General features: G+C 64.0%; 22 protein-coding genes. 7 read left to right on the forward strand and 15 right to left on the reverse strand.

Translation table 11 applies throughout. The features are described 5' to 3' along the window. Nucleotides 1-8 precede the first annotated feature (8 nt). Complete coding sequence (locus JMY28_RS13730; protein WP_201696480.1) at nucleotides 9-1,040, reverse strand: D-cysteine desulfhydrase family protein; 1,032 nt, start codon at nucleotides 1,038-1,040, stop codon at nucleotides 9-11. Between the two features lie 199 nt (nucleotides 1,041-1,239). Between JMY28_RS13730 and JMY28_RS13735 the strand changes: the two genes are divergently transcribed. From JMY28_RS13735 to ubiM, 3 genes are all read left to right on the forward strand, one after another. Beyond that, nucleotides 1,240-1,449 carry a hypothetical protein gene (locus tag JMY28_RS13735; protein WP_201696481.1) on the forward strand — a complete coding sequence of 70 codons (210 nt, stop codon included), beginning with the start codon at nucleotides 1,240-1,242 and terminating at the stop codon, nucleotides 1,447-1,449. Between the two features lie 275 nt (nucleotides 1,450-1,724). Beyond that, the gene (locus JMY28_RS13740; protein ID WP_201696482.1) at nucleotides 1,725-2,156 is read left to right on the forward strand and encodes a hemerythrin domain-containing protein; all 432 of its coding nucleotides are present in this window, start codon (nucleotides 1,725-1,727) and stop codon (nucleotides 2,154-2,156) included. 23 nt (nucleotides 2,157-2,179) lie between these two features. Continuing rightward, complete coding sequence (gene ubiM / locus JMY28_RS13745; RefSeq protein WP_201696483.1) at nucleotides 2,180-3,376, forward strand: 5-demethoxyubiquinol-8 5-hydroxylase UbiM; 1,197 nt, start codon at nucleotides 2,180-2,182, stop codon at nucleotides 3,374-3,376. Nucleotides 3,377-3,378: 2 nt separating this feature from the next. Here ubiM and JMY28_RS13750 read toward each other — a convergent pair whose 3' ends face one another. From JMY28_RS13750 to JMY28_RS13770, 5 genes are all read right to left on the reverse strand, one after another. Next, a complete protein-coding gene (locus JMY28_RS13750) occupies nucleotides 3,379-4,626 on the reverse strand; it encodes a glycosyltransferase (protein ID WP_201696484.1) in 1,248 nt (415 codons plus the stop codon). Next, nucleotides 4,623-5,306, reverse strand: coding sequence for a TetR/AcrR family transcriptional regulator (locus tag JMY28_RS13755; RefSeq protein ID WP_201696485.1), 684 nt, complete (start codon nucleotides 5,304-5,306; stop codon nucleotides 4,623-4,625). Before JMY28_RS13755 ends, JMY28_RS13750 begins: the two co-directional genes overlap by 4 nt. A gap of 115 nt (nucleotides 5,307-5,421) precedes the next feature. Further along, the gene (locus JMY28_RS13760; protein ID WP_201696486.1) at nucleotides 5,422-6,393 is read right to left on the reverse strand and encodes an FmdB family zinc ribbon protein; all 972 of its coding nucleotides are present in this window, start codon (nucleotides 6,391-6,393) and stop codon (nucleotides 5,422-5,424) included. A 172-nt stretch (nucleotides 6,394-6,565) separates the two neighbouring features. Next, the gene (locus JMY28_RS13765) at nucleotides 6,566-7,525 is read right to left on the reverse strand and encodes an alpha/beta hydrolase (protein ID WP_201696487.1); all 960 of its coding nucleotides are present in this window, start codon (nucleotides 7,523-7,525) and stop codon (nucleotides 6,566-6,568) included. A 119-nt stretch (nucleotides 7,526-7,644) separates the two neighbouring features. Continuing rightward, on the reverse strand, nucleotides 7,645-8,118 hold the full coding sequence (locus JMY28_RS13770) for a hypothetical protein (RefSeq protein ID WP_201696488.1): 474 nt from the start codon (nucleotides 8,116-8,118) through the stop codon (nucleotides 7,645-7,647). Nucleotides 8,119-8,271: 153 nt separating this feature from the next. Here JMY28_RS13770 and JMY28_RS13775 point away from each other — a divergent pair, with 153 nt between their 5' ends. After that, nucleotides 8,272-8,682: a hypothetical protein gene (locus tag JMY28_RS13775; RefSeq protein WP_201696489.1), complete on the forward strand. Its 411-nt coding sequence runs from the start codon at nucleotides 8,272-8,274 to the stop codon at nucleotides 8,680-8,682. 18 nt (nucleotides 8,683-8,700) lie between these two features. Here the strand turns inward: JMY28_RS13775 and flhC are convergent, their stop codons facing one another. Then, nucleotides 8,701-9,411, reverse strand: a complete 711-nt coding sequence (gene flhC / locus JMY28_RS13780) for a flagellar transcriptional regulator FlhC (RefSeq protein WP_201696490.1) — start codon at nucleotides 9,409-9,411, stop codon at nucleotides 8,701-8,703. 427 nt (nucleotides 9,412-9,838) lie between these two features. On the opposite strand from flhC, the gene JMY28_RS13785 reads away from it, so the two are divergent. Next, a complete protein-coding gene (locus JMY28_RS13785) occupies nucleotides 9,839-10,771 on the forward strand; it encodes a tyrosine-protein phosphatase (protein WP_201696491.1) in 933 nt (310 codons plus the stop codon). 50 nt (nucleotides 10,772-10,821) lie between these two features. Here JMY28_RS13785 and JMY28_RS13790 read toward each other — a convergent pair whose 3' ends face one another. The 3 genes from JMY28_RS13790 to JMY28_RS13800 form a co-directional block, all read right to left on the reverse strand. Continuing rightward, on the reverse strand, nucleotides 10,822-12,132 hold the full coding sequence (locus tag JMY28_RS13790; protein WP_201696492.1) for an ATP-binding protein: 1,311 nt from the start codon (nucleotides 12,130-12,132) through the stop codon (nucleotides 10,822-10,824). Nucleotides 12,133-12,136: 4 nt separating this feature from the next. Then, a complete protein-coding gene (locus tag JMY28_RS13795; protein ID WP_201696493.1) occupies nucleotides 12,137-12,928 on the reverse strand; it encodes a response regulator in 792 nt (263 codons plus the stop codon). A gap of 78 nt (nucleotides 12,929-13,006) precedes the next feature. Next, on the reverse strand, nucleotides 13,007-13,930 hold the full coding sequence (locus tag JMY28_RS13800; RefSeq protein WP_201696494.1) for a lysozyme inhibitor LprI family protein: 924 nt from the start codon (nucleotides 13,928-13,930) through the stop codon (nucleotides 13,007-13,009). Between the two features lie 455 nt (nucleotides 13,931-14,385). Here JMY28_RS13800 and JMY28_RS13805 point away from each other — a divergent pair, with 455 nt between their 5' ends. After that, nucleotides 14,386-14,970 carry a hypothetical protein gene (locus JMY28_RS13805; protein WP_407945501.1) on the forward strand — a complete coding sequence of 195 codons (585 nt, stop codon included), beginning with the start codon at nucleotides 14,386-14,388 and terminating at the stop codon, nucleotides 14,968-14,970. 85 nt (nucleotides 14,971-15,055) lie between these two features. Next, complete coding sequence (locus JMY28_RS13810; RefSeq protein ID WP_201696495.1) at nucleotides 15,056-15,871, forward strand: response regulator; 816 nt, start codon at nucleotides 15,056-15,058, stop codon at nucleotides 15,869-15,871. Nucleotides 15,872-15,952: 81 nt separating this feature from the next. On the opposite strand, the gene JMY28_RS13815 is transcribed toward JMY28_RS13810, so the two are convergent. The 5 genes from JMY28_RS13815 to JMY28_RS13835 all read right to left on the reverse strand — a co-directional run bounded on the left by JMY28_RS13815 (nucleotide 15,953) and on the right by JMY28_RS13835 (nucleotide 19,314). Next, nucleotides 15,953-16,603 carry a flagellar basal body L-ring protein FlgH gene (locus tag JMY28_RS13815; RefSeq protein WP_201696496.1) on the reverse strand — a complete coding sequence of 217 codons (651 nt, stop codon included), beginning with the start codon at nucleotides 16,601-16,603 and terminating at the stop codon, nucleotides 15,953-15,955. Nucleotides 16,604-16,768: 165 nt separating this feature from the next. Then, the gene (locus JMY28_RS13820; protein ID WP_236596853.1) at nucleotides 16,769-17,590 is read right to left on the reverse strand and encodes a hypothetical protein; all 822 of its coding nucleotides are present in this window, start codon (nucleotides 17,588-17,590) and stop codon (nucleotides 16,769-16,771) included. Between the two features lie 14 nt (nucleotides 17,591-17,604). Next, nucleotides 17,605-17,787 (reverse strand): DUF6726 family protein, encoded by a 183-nt coding sequence (locus tag JMY28_RS13825; RefSeq protein WP_201696497.1) that lies wholly within the window; start codon nucleotides 17,785-17,787, stop codon nucleotides 17,605-17,607. A 59-nt stretch (nucleotides 17,788-17,846) separates the two neighbouring features. Further along, nucleotides 17,847-18,032, reverse strand: a complete 186-nt coding sequence (locus JMY28_RS13830; protein WP_201696498.1) for a hypothetical protein — start codon at nucleotides 18,030-18,032, stop codon at nucleotides 17,847-17,849. 388 nt (nucleotides 18,033-18,420) lie between these two features. Further along, on the reverse strand, nucleotides 18,421-19,314 hold the full coding sequence (locus JMY28_RS13835) for a hypothetical protein (RefSeq protein ID WP_201696499.1): 894 nt from the start codon (nucleotides 19,312-19,314) through the stop codon (nucleotides 18,421-18,423). Nucleotides 19,315-19,445 lie beyond the last annotated feature (131 nt).

The raw sequence follows: 19,445 nt of genomic DNA on the forward strand, positions 1-19,445 counted from the left end.
TTTGCGCCTCAAAACGCGCTGCGATAAGCGAACAGGCCCGGCAAGCCGCCGGTCATGATGAAGAGAACGTTCTCACCGCGTGCAAGGCGTCCCGAACGCGCGGCTTGCACGAGACCGGCGAACGCCTTGCCGCCGTACACCGGGTCGAGCAGCAGACCTTCTTTCGAAGCCATGAGGCGCACGGCCTCGCACATTGCGTCGGTCGGAATGCCGTATCCGTCGCCGAGTTGGGCTGCGTCGATCACGATCGATGCGCCGTCGATGCGCCGCGCCGGATCGATCAGTTCAAGCGTCGCGCAGGCCTTCTCGAGCGTGGTGGCATGCGCTTGCTCTGCCTTCGCCAAGACGTTGTACGCAAGCACGAGGCTCGGGTCGATGCCCAGCGCCGCCAAACCGGCGGCGAGCCCCGCATGCATGCCGCCGCTGCCGTTGGGCACGACGATGCGCGCGAAGCTCAGTCCCTGTGCGTGTGCCTGCGTCATGATTTCGGCGGCGCATGCCGCATAGCCCAGACAGCCCACCGGGCTCGATCCGCCCAGCGGGCAGACATAGACCTTGCGGCCCTGGGCGCGCAACTCGTCGGCGCGCGCCTGCGCGAACTCCAGTGCATTGGCCGTGCCGGGCAGATCGTGCACACGAGCGCCGAGCAGGTCGTCGAGCAGGACGTTGCCGTTCTCCAGATACTCGAAGTCGTCGCGCGGCACGGCCCGCGTGAGCACGAGTTCGCACTGCATGCCCACTTGCGCCGCCGCAGCCGCCGTCAAGCGCGCATGGTTCGACTGGCGCGCGCCCACGGTGACGATGGTGTCCGCGCCCGCGGCCAGTGCTTCGCCCACCAGAAACTCGAGCTTGCGCAGCTTGCTGCCGCCGCCGCCCAGGCCGGTCAAATCGTCGCGCTTGACATAGACATTCACGCCCCCAAGTTCCTGGCTTAGCCGCGGCAATGGCTGGATCGGCGTGGGTCCTTCCAGCAGTGCGCGGCGAGCATGCCGCGAAAGATCGAGTGGGTACGGGGACACGGCATTCGTTACGGTAGTCATCGCTGTCTCGTAGTTAGGGACCGCCGCATTCGCGGTCGCACGCGTCGAATCATAACCAGGGTAATTCTCGAATCATGCGCAACGCCCCAGGGTTCTCACGTCCATGTAATTCCGTATTGCGTCGCAGCAAGGAGGTTTTTAAACTAATTCCTATCCAGACAATCGTCCGAGACGATATTCCCATCGCGGGAGGCTTCACATGAATATTTTTCAATCGCCGAGCCAACCATCGAGTCCGAGGCTGCACGTATTCGAACAGGAAGGCGGCTGGCACTGGGGTATCACCGTCGAGCGTTCGGCTGGCGGCGGGTTCAAAGTCATCGCTTACAGCGAGAAGACGTTCCGCGCCGAAAACGAAGCACAATCCGACGGCGACCGCGCCCTGGTCAATCTCGTCGAGCTGGTTTGAGCCGCGCGCCGCGCGGCATCGTGTTTTTGCGTCCGCGGTACTCCTCCTCGCATCCTTCCATGTTTGCGGCACGCGCTACCCGCGCCGCGCCGGAATCAACGTTTCCTTTCGTCTGATCGCTTCGCTTGCATGCGCTGTGGCCGCGTCCATCGGCCTCAGTGACCGATCGTGCGCCATTTGCTAAAAATCAGCGCGCAATCCCGTGCGCACCGGTAACTTGAAAATTTGCCCGAGAGGGCGTTTCAGACCGCTGCCGGATGCCGCCACTTTCCTTCATGACCTCACACGCGCCGCGCCCCACGCCAACGCTTGCGCCCGATCTGCAACTCGGCGAACCCATGACTGACACGATCCATGCCGAGTTCATCGCGTTGCTCGACGCGCTCGCTCGCGCGACGGACGAAACATGGGGCGGCGCGTTCGACGCGTGGGCGGCGCACACGAAGCAGCATTTCGCGCAGGAAGAAACGTGGATGGAGGAAATGAACTTCGGTCCGCGCCATTGCCATGCGAGCCAGCATCGGCACGTGCTGAACGTGGCCGGCGAAGTGCGCAGGCGAGTTACCGACGAGGGGCGCTTCGACACGGGGCGGCAACTGGTGGGTGAACTGCGCGAATGGTTCACGTGGCACGTGAAGTCGATGGACGCGCTCATGGTCGAAGCCCTGCGCGAACGCGACATCGCGAAGATCGATCAGGCCGTTTAAGTCATATTCAAATCGTTCGACTCATGCAAGCAGATATCGTCATTGTGGGCGCCGGGCCGGTGGGGCTATGTCTCGCGCGCTTGCTCAGTGGTCTTGGCCTCAACATCGTCATGGTCGAGCAGCAGTGTCTCGCCGACATCAGCGAGCCGCAGTTCGACGGGCGCGAGATCGCGCTGACCCAGAAGTCGGTGCGCTTGATGCGCAAGTTCGGGCTTTGGGATCGTATCGACCCGCACGCGCGTGCTCCGCTTTGCAGCGCCAAGGTGTTCAACGGTCCCTCGCCGGGGGCGCTTGAGATCGGGCACGAACTGAGCGGACACACGGAGCTGGGCTGGCTGGTGTCCAATCACCTGATTCGCAAGGCTGCCTATGAGGCGTTGCGGCAAAGCGCGGCAGAGCACGCAGACGTGACGCTGCTCGCGGGGCAAAAGGTCAGCGGCGTGAAAGCCGGCGAGGATCTGGCGAGCGTGACATTGGAGAGCGGCGAGACGCTCCCGGCGAAGTTGATCGTCGCAGCGGACAGCCGCTTCTCGTCCACGCGCAAGATGATGGGTATTGCCGCCAACATGCACGATTTCGGCAAGGCGATGCTGGTTTGCCGCATGACGCACGAAGCGCCGCACGAGCACGCCGCGTGGGAATGGTTCGGGTACGGTCAAACGCTCGCGTTGCTCCCCATGAACGCGGAGCGCTCGACTAACGCGCATCAGTCGTCGGTCGTGCTCACGCTGCCCGTGGGCCAGGTCAACGAGATCGCTGCGCTCCAGCCCGACGAATTCGCGAGGCATATCGAGCAACGTTTCATGCACAGGCTAGGCGCGATGAAGCTGGCAAGCACGCGGCATGTCTATCCGCTCGTTGCCGTCTATCCACAGCGCTTCGTCGGGAAACGCTTCGCGGCCGTGGGCGACGCCGCGGTCGGCATGCATCCGGTGACCGCGCATGGCTTCAATTTCGGTCTGCTCGGCGTGGAAACATTAGGTAACCGAATTATCGAGGCGAAGAAGAGCGGCTTCGACATCGGGGCCCTCTCGGTCTTGCAACGCTACGAAATCCAGCACCGCCGCGCGACCAGGCCGCTCTATCTCGCGACCCGCTTCATCACCGACGTCTATACGAACAACACCGCACCCGCAAAACTGGCGCGCGACATCATGCTACGCGCCGCTTCACGGCTGATGCCATTCAGGAAGGCGATTGCGGCCTCGCTGACCGGCTAGCTTCAGACTCCCTCGCGAACATCGAGCGCAACGATGCGCTCGAGGGTGGCCACCGCATTCGCCACGCCGTTTTCCGCACGCATCGTTTCGCCGAGCGCGCGGGCCCGGCTTCGCACCGTTTCGCCGGCGGCAAAGTCGAGTGCGCTCGCGAACGCTTTGGCGCTGGGCTTGCGCCCATCGACGGCCGCCGGCGCGACGCCCGCCTGGCGCAGGCGCTCCGCCCAGAAGAACTGGTCGCCCGCGAACGGCGTCACGATGGAAGGCACGCCTGCACGTGTTGCGGAGTGCGAAGTACCGGAGCCGCCGTGATGAATGACGGCGGCGGTGCGCGGGAGCAGCCAGTCGTGCGGCGTGTCGCCGACAACGAAGAAGTTTTCAGGAAGCGCCTTCGGATCGATGCCGCTCCAGCCTGGGTAGAAGAGCGCGCGCCGGCCCCGCATGGCTTCGATCAGGGCGGCCAGTAACCGCGCATTGTCGAAGCCCGTCATGCTGCCAAAGCCGATGTAGACGGGCGCTTCGCCTGCAGCGAGGAAGTGCGCCAAGTCGGGCGGCGGCGTCCAGGCGGGGCTCGGCGCTAGCCACTGTCCGCATAGATGCGCGTTGGCGGGCCAGTCGGCGGGCGCGGACAGCAGGCTTGGCGAGACACCATAAAGCATCGGGTGGTCCTTCCATACCGCCGTGCGCGGTGGCAGGCCGAACATCGCGCGCGCGGCGTTGGTCTTGTCGCGGAACGCCTTCCAGAGCATGCCATTCACAAGGCCGTGGCTCGCCCGGTTGAGCATGCGCGGCACCCATCTGGGCGGCAGAAACGCCGAGGGGAAGGCGGCCGTCGGCGTGAGCGGGATCATGCCCGAGCCGATGCCTTTCGCGCCCAGATATTCCGCCGCGGAAAGCCCCACGAACGCGGCCAGCCCCGCAACCAGAATGGCATCGCAACCCTCGCCTGCCTCGACGATGGTGCGCATCCACGACTGCGCGTTGTCGTTGGCGATTTTCGCGAGCGCGCGTGCAGTCTCGTTGAAGCCGCCGCCTTTCGCGACGACGCCGGCGATGGCGTGGTCCGGGCGTAGCATGCCGCGAATATCACCAGCCAGCGCGGTGGCCGGCACGCCGAGTGCGTGAGCGCTGCCAAGCGTGGCGGCATCGGCGAGCAGGCGCGCTTCGTGCCCGGCGTCTATCAAGCCGCGGCACAGCGCGGCGAACGGGCGCGCATCGCCCTCGGTGCCATACGTCGCGATGAGTAGCTTCATGAGGCCTTTTTCCTCGATTTCGGCGCTGCGTTCGTTGGTGTTTTCCGGGCGGCTTGTGCGGGAAGGGCGGCGCCGTGCAGGAACAAATCGACCGCTGCGGCAAATTCCTTGCGCAGCTTCAGGCGCGGTTCGGCGAGCCAGCGCAGCATGGCGCCGAGGTAGAGGTGGTGGAACGAGAGCGCAAGCCGCGCCGGGTCGAGATCGTCGCGCAGTTCGCCCTGCACCTGCGCGCGCCGGACGAGCCAGGCAAAGGTATCGGCGATATCGCTCAGTTGCTCGCTGTCTCGCGACGGCGCTGGCTCCGTGCCGATGCCGAGAAAGCGAAAGCGCAGATAAGGCGGGAGGTAGTCCGGATGCGCCTCGCACCAGCTCGCGGAATGATCGAGCACGAGCCGTGCGCCAGCGGCGAAGCCCGGTGTGCTTTCGAGCCTGGCGTGCAGCGCCGCGAGATTCGCCGCCAGTTCGAGGTGCAGCCAATGGGCGAGCACCGCCTCTTTCACCGGGAAATGGTTGTACAGCGTGCCCTTGGCCACGTCCGCGGCGGCGGCGATCTGCTCCATGGTCACGGGTTCGTAACCGTGAGCTTCGAATAGCGCGGCAGCGGTGCGCGCGAGGTGTTCCAGGGTCTGCAGGCGTTTGCGGTCGCGGCGGCCTGGGGGAGCGGAAGTGGGCGTGGACATGCGGATGAATGCGCGCGAAAATATTGAACGACGTTCAATATTATTCATCGTTCACGAATCATCCGCAAGCGTTGCCTGCCCAGGATCGATCAGCGGGAAGGCCGGCCGTCAGGAATCAGTGATGCCAGAAGAGGGGGGCCTGATGAGAATGGGTGTCGCCTGTCTGCGCATACTGGCTTTCCCATGGCCAGGGCCAGCCGTTACGCTTTCCTGCGCCCGGCCGTCGCTCGGCGCTGGCAAGCGCAAGCAGGTGCCTCGCTTCGCGGCTCGATGCATCGACATTCACGGCATGTCCCGCATCTTGCCGCACACAAGCCCATTGGCGCGCGTGCGCGCATTGCCGCGCCTGGCCGATCAACGCGTCGCGCTGCTGCTCGCGCGCGACGAGGTCGGCTTGCATCCGCTGCGCGTCGGGGTTGCCGGGTTCGACGGCGAGCGCATTCATGAGCGACCTGCGAGCGGGCCAAAGGGTGTTCTTGTCGAGGCTCGCGCGTGCGCTGGCCAGATCTCTCGCGACTTCGGGGTGCGCGCTCACATAGCGTGGCGAGGCGGGCGCGCGTTCGACGGCAGGTGCATTCTGCTGGGCGACCTTGTGCTGAGCCGCATTCGTACGCGGCGGCCCGGCCGGCGGCCGGCTGGTCAGCGCGGCGAGTGTGCCCGGTGTGCCCTTCGAGCCGATCACGGACCCCATGACCACCTGTGCGCCGAGTTTCGGCTCCCAATCGCTGCGATGCAGGAACGCATAACCGGCGAACGCGACCGCAAGGACGCCGAGACCCGCCCATGCAAAGCGCGGCAGCCGCGAGCGCTCGGCAATGTGTTCCTCGTCGATCGATGGATATTCGCCGTCGTAGCCCCGATTGCCGCCAAGGCTGCCCGGAAGTGTGCCGAAGTTCGCGCGCAGACGCTCGGTAACGCCGTGCGCGCGTTCGCCCGGTGCGCCTTCGCTCGCCTCTGCGATGCGGGCGGCAGCAGCCAGTTGATTCGCTCCGCATTGGGGGCACAGTGCGAGCGGTGCATTGAACCTGGTCCCGCAGTAGGGGCACTCCGACGGACCAGAATCGCCGTGACCTGGGGCGTTGAGCATGGGAAAAACGCGTTTTCGCTTCGATTGACGAATTGCCGAAAAATCGCCGCAAAATCGGTGCCTGATTTGCGCACCGTTATGAATATGGGCCACTTCGCCGCGAAGATCAATCGGCGGATTCCGCCAGTCTGGCGGATACGGACAGGCGATGCTCCGGCGAGTCGCGCCTGCCTTATTGCTTCACGCAGCCGACGATGGTGGCGATTGCAGGGGCATCCAGCGTCAAGCCGATGTGCCCCACGCCGGGCACGAGCGTGACCGGCACGTGTGCGCCGGCTTCCTCGAACGCCGCCGCGTATTCGCGGGCGTGAAAGACCTCGTCGTCGGCGCCGGCCAGCACGTGCAGGGGTCGCCGCACGCCGCGTATGTCCGCGCGATAGTCGGCGTGCGGGCGGAAATTCTGCATCAGATTGAACGAATACTGCGGCGTGAGTTGGTCGCGGACCTCAGGCGCCAGCGCATAGGCGATCGTCGGCAGATGATTGAAGGCGCGGATGCGCAGGCCGTTCAGCATGGCGAGCACGGCGAGGCGCGGCATGCCGACCGACACCCAGCCGCCGACCTCGTCGCGCGTGGTGCGTGCCTTGTGATGCAGGAAGGGCGCGAGCAGCACGTAACGGTCGAACAGATGTTGACGTGTGCTGCCCGCAAAGCGCAGCGCAAAGCCGCCGCCCGCCGAGAAGCCGATCAGCGTTTTCGACAGCGCGGCAAGGTCGCCCGGCAACGCTGCGAGCAGATCTTCGAGGTCGTCTTCCAACTGACCGATGTAGTCGATCGTCCCCTTGCGGCCCGATTCGCCATGGCCGCGGACGTCGGGCACGCAGGCCGCATAGCCCGCGGCGGCGAAGTGGCGCGCGAGCGGGTGGAGGCTCGCGCTGCTCGCCGACGATCCATGGATGAGCACGACACAGCCAAGCGGTGCGCCCGCATGCGGCAGGTAGGTGCGCCAGGCGAGTGACGCGCCGTCTCGCGCGGTATAACGGCGCAATGCAGGAAGGTCTGAGAAGTCCACTTCCTTGAACGGCGCGTTGATCGACTCGAGCGGCGCCGGTTGCCTGGGGCCGCCTTTGACGAGCGCAACGGCGGCAGCAGCGATGGCGGCGATCAGAACGGCTGAGGCGCTGAGAGCCACGGGCGGACCTCGTGTACGTTATGGGTTTATTGTTTTGCCGGCGGTGATGATAGCCGACTTGTCACCCATGTCCTCTGTTATCCGAAACATTATGCGCCCCAGGTTGACACGCAGAGTGCTCAGATGAACAGGGAAATGATGCCGCCCAGCGTAATGCCCGCTGCGATCCAGCGCCCAAGCGTATAGGTGTGGTTCGGGTCGGCGGGCGCGTCGGGACGCTCGAGCCCTAGCGCACCATAAACGAGCGATTTCACGGGCTGCGCGTTGGCCGACGTAGAAGTTGCGTCGCTCGTGTCGGCCGCGTCGCTGGTATCGGTCGTGTCGGCCGTATCGCTCGTATCGCTCGCATCGGTCGCATCGGTCGCATCGGTCGCGGCATCGTCGCTGTCCGCGATATCGTCCGTCGATGCGGCAGCATAGCCTTGCGGCGAAATCTGCACGGCGTCGTCCTGCGATGTGGACGATGCGACGTTCGTCGAACCGTCGCTCGACTGCGTGTCGTCCGGTTCTGCCTGGTCTGAAGCCGCGCCCGCACGAAGTGTGCTCGTATTGGCGCTGCTGTTGGCGAACTGTGTCGCCGCCCCGATTTGCATGGTCGACTCCTTTCGACTTTCTTATGCCCACAATAATCGCAGGTCCGGGTGCCGAGACGACTCACGAATAACGCAGAAAAATTCGCGATATTCCGCGGCCAATTCTTCTGCGCGCCCTGAGACAATATCGGTATCCGTAACGTCGTGCGCCTATTGTCGCGCGACGACCGCGGGACCCTCCCCACCCGCAAGAAGAAGTACGCCTCGACGCCGAATGTGGATGAAGTCTTTGCGCCTCACAAGTCCCGTAACGTTCGCGAAGAGGCGAGCTTGAAGCGCCCGTCACGCCGCGAGGTTTTCGAGGCGCTTTATCGCACGCACTATCTGCAAATCCACACGCGCCTGCCCGATGCGCTAGGGCGCGATAAAAACGACGATTACGCGCAAAGCGGCGCGCAGATCGCCTGGGAGATCTGGCAGGCGGCGCACGCACATGCCATCGAGCTTGCGGCGCAGCAATGCGAACTCCGCCAGAACCAGCACAATCATCAGGATTACAAAGCAATCTGCCGGATTTGCGCGTGCGATATTCGCGCTCTGCAGGTGGATGCGGAGCGCGAATGAAGATGTGACGTGAGTTACTTAAACGGGCACTGAGGCGACGAGGCGCAAGCGGTTCGCGGAACGCTTCGGGTCGAGGGCTCGCGTGACTTCGGCGAGTGTGTCGCGCATGGTTTCGCGCATGGCGCCCGAGAGCTCGCCCAATGCCACTGCGGCGCGGCCTCGCGTGGCGCAGGTGGAGGCTGCAGCGTCAGTTTCCGGATTGCGGTTCGCGCGTGCGGCGCGCGTCATGCCCGCGCGCGCGGGCGGCACGCAAATGCAACAGGCTGTGGGCTTGTGCGCGTCGCGCACGTGGCGCACGAAACGGCCAGAACATACGGTGCAGCTCGACAGCGTGAGCAGGCCGCCTTCGAAAAAGCGCAGCAGCGTCCACGCCCGCGTAAAGCTCAGCACGCGTTCAGTTTCGGCGCTCTCGCAGTGTTCGAGATAAAGGCGATACGCACGCGTGAGTGCATCGAGCCTGCTGCATTTCGCTCTCTCGGTAAGGAACAGGTAGATGTTGTAGAAGAGCGACGCGTGAATGTTCGGCAGCCACGTGAAATACCAGTCCGCCGAAAACGGCAGCATACCCTTGGGCGGCGAAGCGTTCTTGAGTTCCCGATAAAGCCTGATCAAACGATTGCGCGACAGGGTCAGTTCTTTTTCCAGCACAGGCATGCGTGCGCCCAACTGGATCAGCTCGATTGCGCGCAATACTTCGCGCGCTTCCTCGGTCACACTGCCTTTGTACATGACGTGGTACTCCCAGGGGCAGCATGACTGCCACGATGGCCAGGCGAATGCCTGAATTCACGGGCGATTATAAAAGCGCGACAAAGAGCGTCAAGAATAATATTTGGAAAGGACTCGGAGGATCTATAAAGAAAATGCGCTGCGCAGCCGATATTCAGGAATAGGTTGAAATGCGATATAGCCGCGCATTATCATTGGAATTACCTGTTGTGTGTAAATGGAAAGGTCCGGTAAGAATATAAATGAAAACCGGCGGAGAATAGCGGTGCGCAATGCACTGTGAATCGGGAAGAATTATTACGGCGTTTTGCGCTTTTACCCTTTCAGGCTTATCTGCCGGTAAACTGCGCCCTTTCCGAACGCATGCGACGCGCGACGTTGCAGCGGCCCGCTCGAACTGCGGGTTCCCTACATAAGCTGCCAACCGATGAATTTGTCTTTCTCCGCCTACACTTCTTCGTTCGCGCAGGCGCGTAAGCGTTTGCCTGTGGCCGCGAACGGCAAGCTCAACCGCAGTGGCGGCGCCGCGCTCGCCAACCCGCCGCGCCGCGCGCTGCTCAAGGGCACGGTGAGCTTGCTGGCGCTGAGCGGTTGCGCCAGCACGTTGCTGAGTGCGTGTGGCGGCGAATACACGGGAGGCGACGGCGCGCAGGATGCGCCGACGCCCGTCATCGGTTCTGTAGCGAACTTTCGCGATCTGGGGGGCGCCGCGCCCGGCTACTCGACGAGCGACGGCGCGCATGTGCGCCGCGCCTTGATTTACCGCTCGGACGCGCTCACGCCGAGTGCAGCCGACGCGGCGACGCTGGAACGCATGGCGATCTCCAACGTCTACGATCTGCGCACGCCTGCGGAAATCGACGCGGCGCCCGACATGACGCCCAGCACGGGCGCTTACCTCGCGCTCAATGTGCTGGGTACGCTCGAGCCGCCGTCGTTCGCGGGCATGCAGGCCGGCGAACTGGATGCGGCGATGCAAACGCATTGGCGCACGCTCGTGACAGGCCGCATGCAATGTTCGATCTACGGCGCGCTGCTCGAACATATCGCGGATGCGCCGGGGCCGCTGCTGATCACGGGTGGGACCGGCGTGGACGTAGTGGGTTGGGCGTGCGCGCTGTTGCTGCTGATCGCAAACGTGCCGCTCGAAATCATCGTGAAAGATTTCATGCTGACCGATGCGTGGCGCTCGACGGGCGTCGATTCGGTCAATCTGGCGCCCCCCGTGCAGCCCAGCTATCTGCAGGCCGCGTTCGACGCTCTGCAGGGAAGCTACGGGGACCTCAACCGCTATCTCACCGTGGGGCTTGGCCTTGCTTCGGGAACGGTGGATCGTCTGCGCGGCCGGCTCGTGGTCTGAGCGGCGTGCGCAGCGAAGCGTCGACGGGCAATCAGAGGGCAGTGAAGGACTTACGCAGCGGCCCTTGCGTCGGCCGGTAGCGCGATACGCACGCGTAGCCCGCCTGCGGGGTGATTGGACAACTCGCAGCGGCCCCCCTGATTGCGCGTGAGGCGCGTCACGATGGCGAGCCCGAGCCCGCAATGGCCCTCGCCACCGCGCGCTTCGTCAAGGCGTACGAAGGGTTTGAGCGCCGCGGCCACGCGCTCGGGGGGAATGCCGGGGCCGTGATCGCGCACTTCGACAATCCACTGCGCGCCCTCACGACGCGTGGCGATTTCCACCGGCGGCACACCATGTTCGAGCGCATTGTCGACGAGATTTGACACGAGCCGGTCGAGCAGCGTGCGCGGCAGCCGAAACGCCGAGCCTGCGCGCAGATCGAGCCTGAACAGCGCATCGTCGTCGCCGGCATCGGAAAAGAATTGCTCGCGCAGCAGCGCATCGACTTCCACCTCGGGGCCCGATTCGGGCCGCTGCCGCGCGAATTCCAGAAACTGCTGGACGATATCGTTCAGCGAATCGACTTCGCGTATGAGCTGTTCGCGCTCGCGCTCCGAGCCCATCATGCTCGCACGCAGCTTCAGGCGCGTGAGCGGCGACTTGAGATCGTGCGCGACGCCCGCGAGCATGACGGCCTGATCGTCGTCGGCCTCGTTGAGCTGCTTCATCATGCCGTTGAACGAGCCGATCAGCTCGCGCAATTCGCGTGGCCCGTGCTGTTTGACAGGCGCGGGACGATGGCCGGTGCCGAACGCACGCGCCGCTTGGGCCACCAGCGAAAGCGGTCGCTGCATTTGCCACATGGCGAGCAGCGCGAGAAGCAGCGAGATGGCGAGCATCGAACCGAACAGCGGCAGCAGATTGCGCGGCGGCGGCAGATCGACCGGCGCGACGATCCACGTGGCCTGACCCGCGAAGCGCACCCACAGGGCTTCGCGATGGCGCAGGTCGGCGAGAATCTCGGTGCCGGGCGGCAGGTCGCGCAGGAGTTGCTTGCGCAAGTCGGCGAGCGGCTCGTGCTTCGGGACTTCGAGCCGCACGTCGGCGGGCATGTTCCAGGTGGGCACGAGATGCACGCGCAGGGCCGGCGCGAGGTCCATTTCGTTGGGAGGCGCACGGGTTGCCGCGCTCGTCGCCGTGCCGGGCGCCGCGCTTGTCGCGGCATGCAGCATGAGCAGCAGACCGCGCTCGAAGCCTTCCACTTCGTGGCGGCGCGGCTGTGGTGCGAACACGATGAACCAGCATGCCTGAATGGCGAACAGCAAGAGCGCGGACATCAGCGCCATGCGCCCGAACAGCGTATTCAACGGATTGTTCATGCAATTACGCGTTCGTGCGGTGGCCGCTGTCGTCTGCGGTGAGATTCGCAGTGAGATTCGCAGTGGGGCCCTCGATGTCGCCTTCGATGCCGACCCCGCTCTGCGGCACGAACACATAGCCCTTGCCGCGCAGGGTCTGCACGTAGCGCGGCTGCGCAGGATTGTCTTCGATCACGCGGCGCAATCGCCAGACCGGTACGTCGAGGCTGCGTTCGTGAAATGCCAGGCCGTCTGCGTGCAGCAGATCGTGAATCAGCACGCGTGAGAGCACGCGATAGGGATGCTCCGTGAAAATCTTCAGGAGCACGAACTCACTGCTGCGCAGCGTCACGCGCTTGCCGTCGCGTTCGAGCGTGCGCGCCATGAAATCGAGCTCGAAAGCGCCAAATCGGTAACGCTCGCGCGCCACGGGTGCGCTCGCGGGACCGTTGCCGCGCCTGCGCAGCACGGTCTGGATACGCAGCAGCAATTCCTGGGGATCGAAAGGCTTCGCGACATAGTCGTCAGCGCCCAGCGCAAGACCGGCAATGCGGTCGCCGACCTCGCCGCGCGCGGAGGCGAAGATCACCGGAATGTCGTCGCCTTGCGCGCGCAGGGCGGCGAGGGCGCGCAAGCCGTCGGTGCGGGGCATCATGACGTCGAGCACGACGACCGATGGCCGCTCGCGCTCCAGTCGTGCGCCGAGATGCGTGCCGTCGTGGAGGACCGAGGCTTCGAAACCGTTGGCTCGAAGGAAACCGGAGAGGAGATCGCGCACGACCGGATCGTCGTCGACGATGAGAACGTGTGGACTCATCGTCGTATTTTATTTGATATCGACAACCGGCAGAACAGCGCGCGACCGCAGATTTCTTGCCGCAGCTTACATGGCCCCTTACTTCAGGGCGACGGTGCCTTGCTCGATGGACGCTTGCGTGGCGTGCGCGGGTTGCGCCGATGCAACGGATGCGCAGTTGAGCGCGCTTACGCTCTGCTGTGCGCTCGCCTGGTCCGCCGGCTTTGCTGCTGCGTCGTTGGCCGCGGGGCTCGCGGGCTGAGCGATCGTCGCCTCGATGGAAGCCATGCCTGCTGCTTTCGCGAATGCCGAGTTCGCGCCGGCCATTTTCGCGGTCATCGCGGAGACGTCGCCGGCCGGTGCGGCATCCTTGGGCGGCAGGCGATGGGCGTGCGCTTGCGCGAGACGCGTCTGGCGTGCGTCGGCGGCCACGCCGCTCGGCATCTTTTGCAGATGAAGCGGCGCATTGGCTTCGGCGGACGCGACCTTCGCGCTCGCGCTCTTCACACTTTTCGCGTTGCTCGCAGAGGGTGCGGCCGCTGCGTTATCGTCCTTCGGCGCGGGCGCGATGCCGTGCATTTCGAGCACGGCGTCCTGTGCGGAAGGGGCGAGCTGCTGGTCCACGACGCCTTCCTTCACGCGCCGGACGGCAGCCTGTTTGCCATGCTTGAGATCGCCTTCGAGTTCGGCGATACGGCGGTCGTACCAGTCCGTCACGCACGCCTTGTCCTTGCAGTTGTGCTGTCGCCATTGCCACTGGCTCACGCGGTCGGCTTCGAGCGCGGTCGTGTCGGTGGTCGTGTCGAACGCGCTGCGATAGAGCGCGGCCAGTTTGTCGTCGAGCGTGGAGAGCGTCGGATCGTTGCACACGAGGCGCTCGGACGCCGACGCGTTGCGCGGGCAGTGAAAACTCGCAGCGTGCGCGAACGGCGAGCCAGCGAGCGACGCGAACAGCGCGATTGCAGCAGCATTCAGGCCGCGCTTGAAGAGGGGGGCGCGACGGATTTTCGGTTCTCGGTTCATGGCAGGCATGATGATGTTGAAATAAGAGAAAGACGGGAGCAGCGTGTGGTTCGTCCGGCGTCGCAAAGGCGCGAGGCGCCGCAGTGGGAACCGCAGTGAGAACTGCAGTGAGAACGATAGCGCGGCGATGAATCCGCAATGTCCCATTCAGCGGGGAGAATGCAGGAGCGCTTACGAAACATTACAAGCGCCGCCGCGCGCGGTAATCGCCGAACGGCGTTGACTATTTGTAGCGCGCGCCACTGCATGGAGAAGGCGTGCAACGTGGGTGTTCAAGTCCTTACCGAGCGGGAGGATTTTGAAGAAGTGGAAAGTGGCATTCAACATTGACCGATGTCCCGGCCATCGCGCGCATCGCTTTACACCGATCATGCGTGGCGAGTCCTGCCGGAGCGTGTCATGTTCCGCGCAGCCCTTCAACGCATCGGGTATCCGCTCCCATGCCACATGAAATCGTGTCAACCGTCAGCCGTGCGAGCGCGCGCACGGTGAAACTCGGCGCCGCATGCGCCGCCGCGCTCGCGCTCAACGGCTGCGCATGGACGCTCATCACCGCGGCCGATGCGACCGGCTCCATGATTCAGGCGGGTTACGCGGTCGCGTCGAATTACTCCTCGCCCAAATTCGTGACGGGCCGGCCGGTCAATCTCAGCTCGATCTGCATCGAGAACAATCCCATGGTCACGTCGGGAGACTTCGTGCCATCGCTGCAGCTCGTGCTCGCGCAGCGCGGCGTGACTTCCGACGTCTACGGCGCCGGAACCGAGCCGGTGAGTTGCGAAGGACGTCTCGTGTATAACGCATCGATCGAATTCGGCAAGCCAACGTTCAGCGACGAAAGCCGGGCCTATCTTTCGACGATCAATCTGACGATTTTCATGCACAACCATATTGCCGTTACGGCGCGTTACGAAGTGCGCGGCCTCGGTACCGACCGCTATTCGAGTGCGACGGTGAAGCTCAAAGGGCTGGTGGACAGCATGGTGGTCGACCAGACGCAATTGGCAAATTCGTTCCAGTCCGCTTCGAGCGACCAGTAAGCCTGGTGCCCCGCGCGACGCGCGGGAAAGGATTGGTAAGGCTGCGGGCCTGTACCGGCTCGTTCTCGTCCCTTACGATTTACGCATGGCAAACAATATCTTTCTCGTCGACGACGATCCGGTCGTGCGCGACGTCACGGCCGAATATCTGCAGATGCGTGGCTTTACTGTCACGACACTGCCTTCCGTGCGTGCGATGCAGGAGCGGCTGCGCTCCGAGCGGCCACAGGTTGTCGTGCTCGATATCATGATGCCGGAAGTGGATGGCATCAGCGCGCTGCGCGCCTTGCGCGAAAGCGGCGATGACCTGCCGGTCATCATGCTCACCGCGCGCAATGAAGTGATCGACCGTGTGCTGGGCCTGGAATTCGGCGCCGACGACTACGTGGGCAAACCGTTCGATCCGGGCGAGCTGGTGGCGCGCATTCGATCGGTCATGCGCCGGCGCAGCATTGCAAATCTCACGGGCGCGCCGGAGAGCCGCGAATCGTTTCGCTTCGGCCCTTTTGAACTCGATTTCCGTTCGCGGGAGTTGTATCGCGATGAAGTCCGCATGCCGCTGCGCTCTAGCGAATTCGCGTTCCTCAAGCTGTTCGTCAACCACTCGATGACGATTCTTTCGCGCGAGCGCATTATCGAAATCGTGTATGGGGAGGCAGGGCGGTATCGGAATCGCAGTCTCGACGTGGCGATTTGGCGCTTGCGCCGGCTGATCGAAACCGATCCGTCTGAGCCGCGCTATCTTCAGACGGTGTGGGGGCACGGTTATGTGTTCGTGCCTGACGGTGAAGTTGGCTTTGCTGAGCGCTTTGGTGAACATGCTCGTGAGCATGCGGATGAAGCTGGGGCTGAATACGCCGATGAGTTTGAAGGTGAAATGCCTGATAATGAGGAAGACTGAGCGTTTTACGCCCGGTTTAACGCCGTTGGCCTTTCCTTGAATACAAGGAAAGGCCAAAGCGGCTGGGAATCACAAGAAAGCTCAAAACGTAAGTACGCTAAGAAACATCCGCTGCAACCACCCGACGGTCGTCGCATCGTTGAGCAACCCGCGCCCAACCTGCTCGATCCGCGCGTTGGCGATCTTCCCCGACTCAACGAAATTATCGGCTTCCACGTCATTCGGATTGACGATCCCGGAAAGCCGCAGGCGTTGATGCTCACCGCTCATCGCAATGATCTTCTCCCCCGAGACCACCAGATTGCCCGTAGGCGTCTTGCTGATGACCGTGACGGCCAGCGTGCCGGTCATATCGCTCGAAAGCGAGTGATTGCCGCTCCCGTTGAACGAGGTCGAAGCCGAGCCGATATTGAACAGGCGCGCGAGCCGTGCCGCCGCGCCGGTCGACTGGTCGGCGGCCGTGGCCGTGATGTTGCTGTCGCGCTTGGCGGCGGCGCTCGCGACGTCGTTGCCGCTATAGGTTTCAGAAAGCCTGATCGTGAGCACGTCGCCGATTCGCTGCGCACGCGGTGTTTCGTACAGCGAGATGGCGGTGCCCGACTGATAGATCGCACCGCTTGTGTTGACGTTCAGCAGCGGTTCCGCGAGCGGCGGCGTCATGGGCGTATTGACGATCGACTCCGGCGTTGCGCAACCAGCCACCACCGTGGCGAGCGATGCGCACAGCAACATGTACGGCAGAACTCTCGAGCGAGTCGTGCGGCATGCACTCGAAATTGAGGATTCCGATTGAATGAATGACATGGCGGAGGAGCGGGTGCGAGGGTGATTCATCAGATGTAGCGAATTCGGCGGATTCGTTGAGTTCGTCCGGGCGACCGGTTGGCGCGCTCCGTTTCAGCCTTCGTCGAACTGGCTGAGCTTGAGCGTCTTCTCGCTGCCTTTGGTGCGCAGCGTCGCGGCCTTGAGCAGATATGTGAGCGTCGCGCGTTGGCTGTCGGGCAACAGGCAGATGGTGATCGTGCTCGAGGCGTTCTCCCACACGAGCAGCGGCAGCGAAGGCGCGCCGAGCACACGCGGTGCGCCGTAGCGCGAGGCGAGCAGGTCGCGCAGGTCGAAGGCCGTTGTCGAATCCACGACGAACGACATTTCATAAAGACGCAGCGGGTCGCCGGCCGAGGCGTGCGCAAAGCGCAGGATATGGTCGACCGCGGGCACGCCGTCCACAACGGCCCGCGAAGGCGTCCAGCCTTGCGCCGTGTGGTGCGCCCACCGGCAAGCCACAGTGAGGCTCGTGTAGCTCTTGGCCATCATGCCGATGTCGCTGCCCGCGATGTCGGTTTCGCAAAGCAGTTCGCTCTCGTGCGGCGTCGCGCGCACCATGTCCGTTTGCCTCAGTGCGCTCAGCGGCGCGCCGAGCGCAATACCGCGAAACGCGAACGGCGAGTCGTCCGGCGCCGGAATGCGCGCTCGGGTAGCCGATGCAACGGACGCCGGCCGCCGCTTTTTCGCGGGCGGCGCCGGCGGTTTTGCCGCGCTCGCGCTGTTCACTGCGCTCGCCGTGTTCGGTGCGATCGTCGATTCCGACGAGGCGGGGGCCTTCGGCGCGACGTACGTTTGCACGCGCCCTTCGAAATGCGTGTCCGCATGCGCGGGCGAGAGCGGCGCGGCCAGGTATGCCGCGCTCAAAACGAAAGCGATCAATGGCGCCCGTTTCATCGGCTGGACCTCGATCAGTCGACCGCCGCCGCGCACGCGTCGAACGGCACGGCTGCCGGGTGGCCGACCAACGGCACGATCTTGAGCGTGGCCGATGCCACCCGGCATGGAAAGGCCACCACGGCACAACCGTCGAGCGGCAGGGCGAGGCAGGCGAGGGCAATGGCCGACGCGGCGCGCCCCAGATGCGTTGACAACCGTGGTGTCAGGTACCTGGGCGAGCGCTGCGTTGGCGTGTCCCGTGACGGCGAAGTGGTCATGCCGAGGTGTTGATGTTGTGGCCGAGCGGACCGACCGGCGCGGTCGGATGCACGGTTTCCTGCTGCGGAAAGGGGTTGCCGGCGGTGCTTCCCGTGCTGGAGTTCTTGGTGCTGCGGTTTTCGCCCGACGACGTCAACGAGGACGTGTGCGCGATACTGCTCGAACCGATAGGGCTGGTCATGATGGGCCTCCTTGGCGCAATGGAACAAAAAGAAGGGGCGCGCCGAGAAGGGGGAAGCGCGCCCCGCCTTACGCCGATCGGGGGGTAATCGGCGAGCGGCGAGGCAAATCTTCGCTTCCAGAGCGCTTGCATGAAGCAAGAATCAGCGTGGCCTTTGGCCAATCGCTTACGAGTCCTTCCAGGGATATACGAATGTGCAAGGTTGAATGGCGGCAACACGGCGGGGGCCGTGAATGGCGCCATGATCTGGACGGGATCGGAAGACGATCCTCAAGCGCGATTTGCGTGCGCCGTATCGGGAGGGGAAGAGGGTGAATCGAATGCGCGCGTTCCCAGGCTGCTTAGGTCAGCAGCCTGGGAAGGTAAAGGCAGGTGGAAGCAGACTGTCTCAAACGCCCTTCATGCGCTCCCAACCGTTGCGAACGGCAGCCTTGAATCTTTCCCAGCCGTTTTCCGGGTAGCGCGACTCCCAGTCCTCGCGAGCACTCGACTCAACCCCTTGCCAGTCGTGTGCACGATACCGTTCGTCTTGCCCGAGCGTTGTGCCGTGCTCGTAGGCTGCGCAATATTCTTCGTAGGACATGCCGGAGTTCGCGTAGTTTGCGTCGTATTCCTGGCGGATTTCCGTCTCGTACGAAGCGTCGTCGATCGGGGTGCCCATGACAGGATCGCCCACCAGGCCTCTTGTCGATGTCTGCTGCGCTCTGGCCGCGCTCGCGGTCGTTTCGGGCGCCGTTGCCGCGCGCGTTGTGACCTGCTGCATGCCACTGACCACGGTCGGCACTGCCGAAGCGTATGTCGCGTGCCGTGTTTGCGCCGCCGCCTCGGGCGAGGTCTCGTGCGAATTTCCGGGCGCGCGAGCGTGGCCCGATGGCGCGTGCGACGAAGCGTCGTGCCAGGCACTGCTACGTTCCTCGATGTCCGCTGCGCCCGCGCTTCGCATCACTTCGCGCGCCAGATTCACCTGCATTTCCGAAACGTCCGCACTGACGACCGATCCACCGCGGCGAATGAACTCCCGGTAATCCTCGGTCTCCGGGGGATACGCGCCGTGCGTGAAGAGCCGCGCGAACAAGCGTTCGAGTTGATCGAATACCGGTGTATGTTGCCCCGCCTCGCTCGCGCCAGGCGCATAGACACGCGGCCCTTTTTCCAGAGGGGCCTCGACCGACATCGAGTAAATGGCGATATCGGCTTGCGCAACGCCTGCGTCGCCTAGTGCTTTTTGCGCGGAACGTGCGCTCCCATAGCTGTCGTAGACGCCCAATACGGTTTGCCTCATGACTGTCTCCCTTCGCTTTCGACATGCGGCGGTATCGCCACGTATGAGCGTGGGCGCAACAGCCATGCCCGATTGCGGGAATACGGCGGCGTCGTATCGGGGTCGCGAGTCAGTGGATCGGCGTGATCTGG

Source organism: Paraburkholderia hiiakae, from assembly GCF_904848665.1.
GTDB lineage: Bacteria > Pseudomonadota > Gammaproteobacteria > Burkholderiales > Burkholderiaceae > Paraburkholderia > Paraburkholderia hiiakae.

What these genes read in the sequence shown, in the direction of transcription:
- JMY28_RS13730 (WP_201696480.1), bottom strand. Translation starts at nt 1,040, where the DNA reads ATGACTACCGTAACGAATGCCGTGTCCCCGTACCCACTCGATCTTTCG.
- JMY28_RS13735 (WP_201696481.1), top strand. Translation starts at nt 1,240, where the DNA reads ATGAATATTTTTCAATCGCCGAGCCAACCATCGAGTCCGAGGCTGCAC.
- JMY28_RS13740 (WP_201696482.1), top strand. Translation starts at nt 1,725, where the DNA reads ATGACCTCACACGCGCCGCGCCCCACGCCAACGCTTGCGCCCGATCTG.
- ubiM (WP_201696483.1), top strand. Translation starts at nt 2,180, where the DNA reads ATGCAAGCAGATATCGTCATTGTGGGCGCCGGGCCGGTGGGGCTATGT.
- JMY28_RS13750 (WP_201696484.1), bottom strand. Translation starts at nt 4,626, where the DNA reads ATGAAGCTACTCATCGCGACGTATGGCACCGAGGGCGATGCGCGCCCG.
- JMY28_RS13755 (WP_201696485.1), bottom strand. Translation starts at nt 5,306, where the DNA reads ATGTCCACGCCCACTTCCGCTCCCCCAGGCCGCCGCGACCGCAAACGC.
- JMY28_RS13760 (WP_201696486.1), bottom strand. Translation starts at nt 6,393, where the DNA reads ATGCTCAACGCCCCAGGTCACGGCGATTCTGGTCCGTCGGAGTGCCCC.
- JMY28_RS13770 (WP_201696488.1), bottom strand. Translation starts at nt 8,118, where the DNA reads ATGCAAATCGGGGCGGCGACACAGTTCGCCAACAGCAGCGCCAATACG.
- flhC (WP_201696490.1), bottom strand. Translation starts at nt 9,411, where the DNA reads ATGTACAAAGGCAGTGTGACCGAGGAAGCGCGCGAAGTATTGCGCGCA.
- JMY28_RS13785 (WP_201696491.1), top strand. Translation starts at nt 9,839, where the DNA reads ATGAATTTGTCTTTCTCCGCCTACACTTCTTCGTTCGCGCAGGCGCGT.
- JMY28_RS13790 (WP_201696492.1), bottom strand. Translation starts at nt 12,132, where the DNA reads ATGAACAATCCGTTGAATACGCTGTTCGGGCGCATGGCGCTGATGTCC.
- JMY28_RS13795 (WP_201696493.1), bottom strand. Translation starts at nt 12,928, where the DNA reads ATGAGTCCACACGTTCTCATCGTCGACGACGATCCGGTCGTGCGCGAT.
- JMY28_RS13800 (WP_201696494.1), bottom strand. Translation starts at nt 13,930, where the DNA reads ATGAACCGAGAACCGAAAATCCGTCGCGCCCCCCTCTTCAAGCGCGGC.
- JMY28_RS13810 (WP_201696495.1), top strand. Translation starts at nt 15,056, where the DNA reads ATGGCAAACAATATCTTTCTCGTCGACGACGATCCGGTCGTGCGCGAC.
- JMY28_RS13815 (WP_201696496.1), bottom strand. Translation starts at nt 16,603, where the DNA reads ATGTTGCTGTGCGCATCGCTCGCCACGGTGGTGGCTGGTTGCGCAACG.
- JMY28_RS13820 (WP_236596853.1), bottom strand. Translation starts at nt 17,590, where the DNA reads ATGAAACGGGCGCCATTGATCGCTTTCGTTTTGAGCGCGGCATACCTG.
- JMY28_RS13830 (WP_201696498.1), bottom strand. Translation starts at nt 18,032, where the DNA reads ATGACCAGCCCTATCGGTTCGAGCAGTATCGCGCACACGTCCTCGTTG.
- JMY28_RS13835 (WP_201696499.1), bottom strand. Translation starts at nt 19,314, where the DNA reads ATGAGGCAAACCGTATTGGGCGTCTACGACAGCTATGGGAGCGCACGT.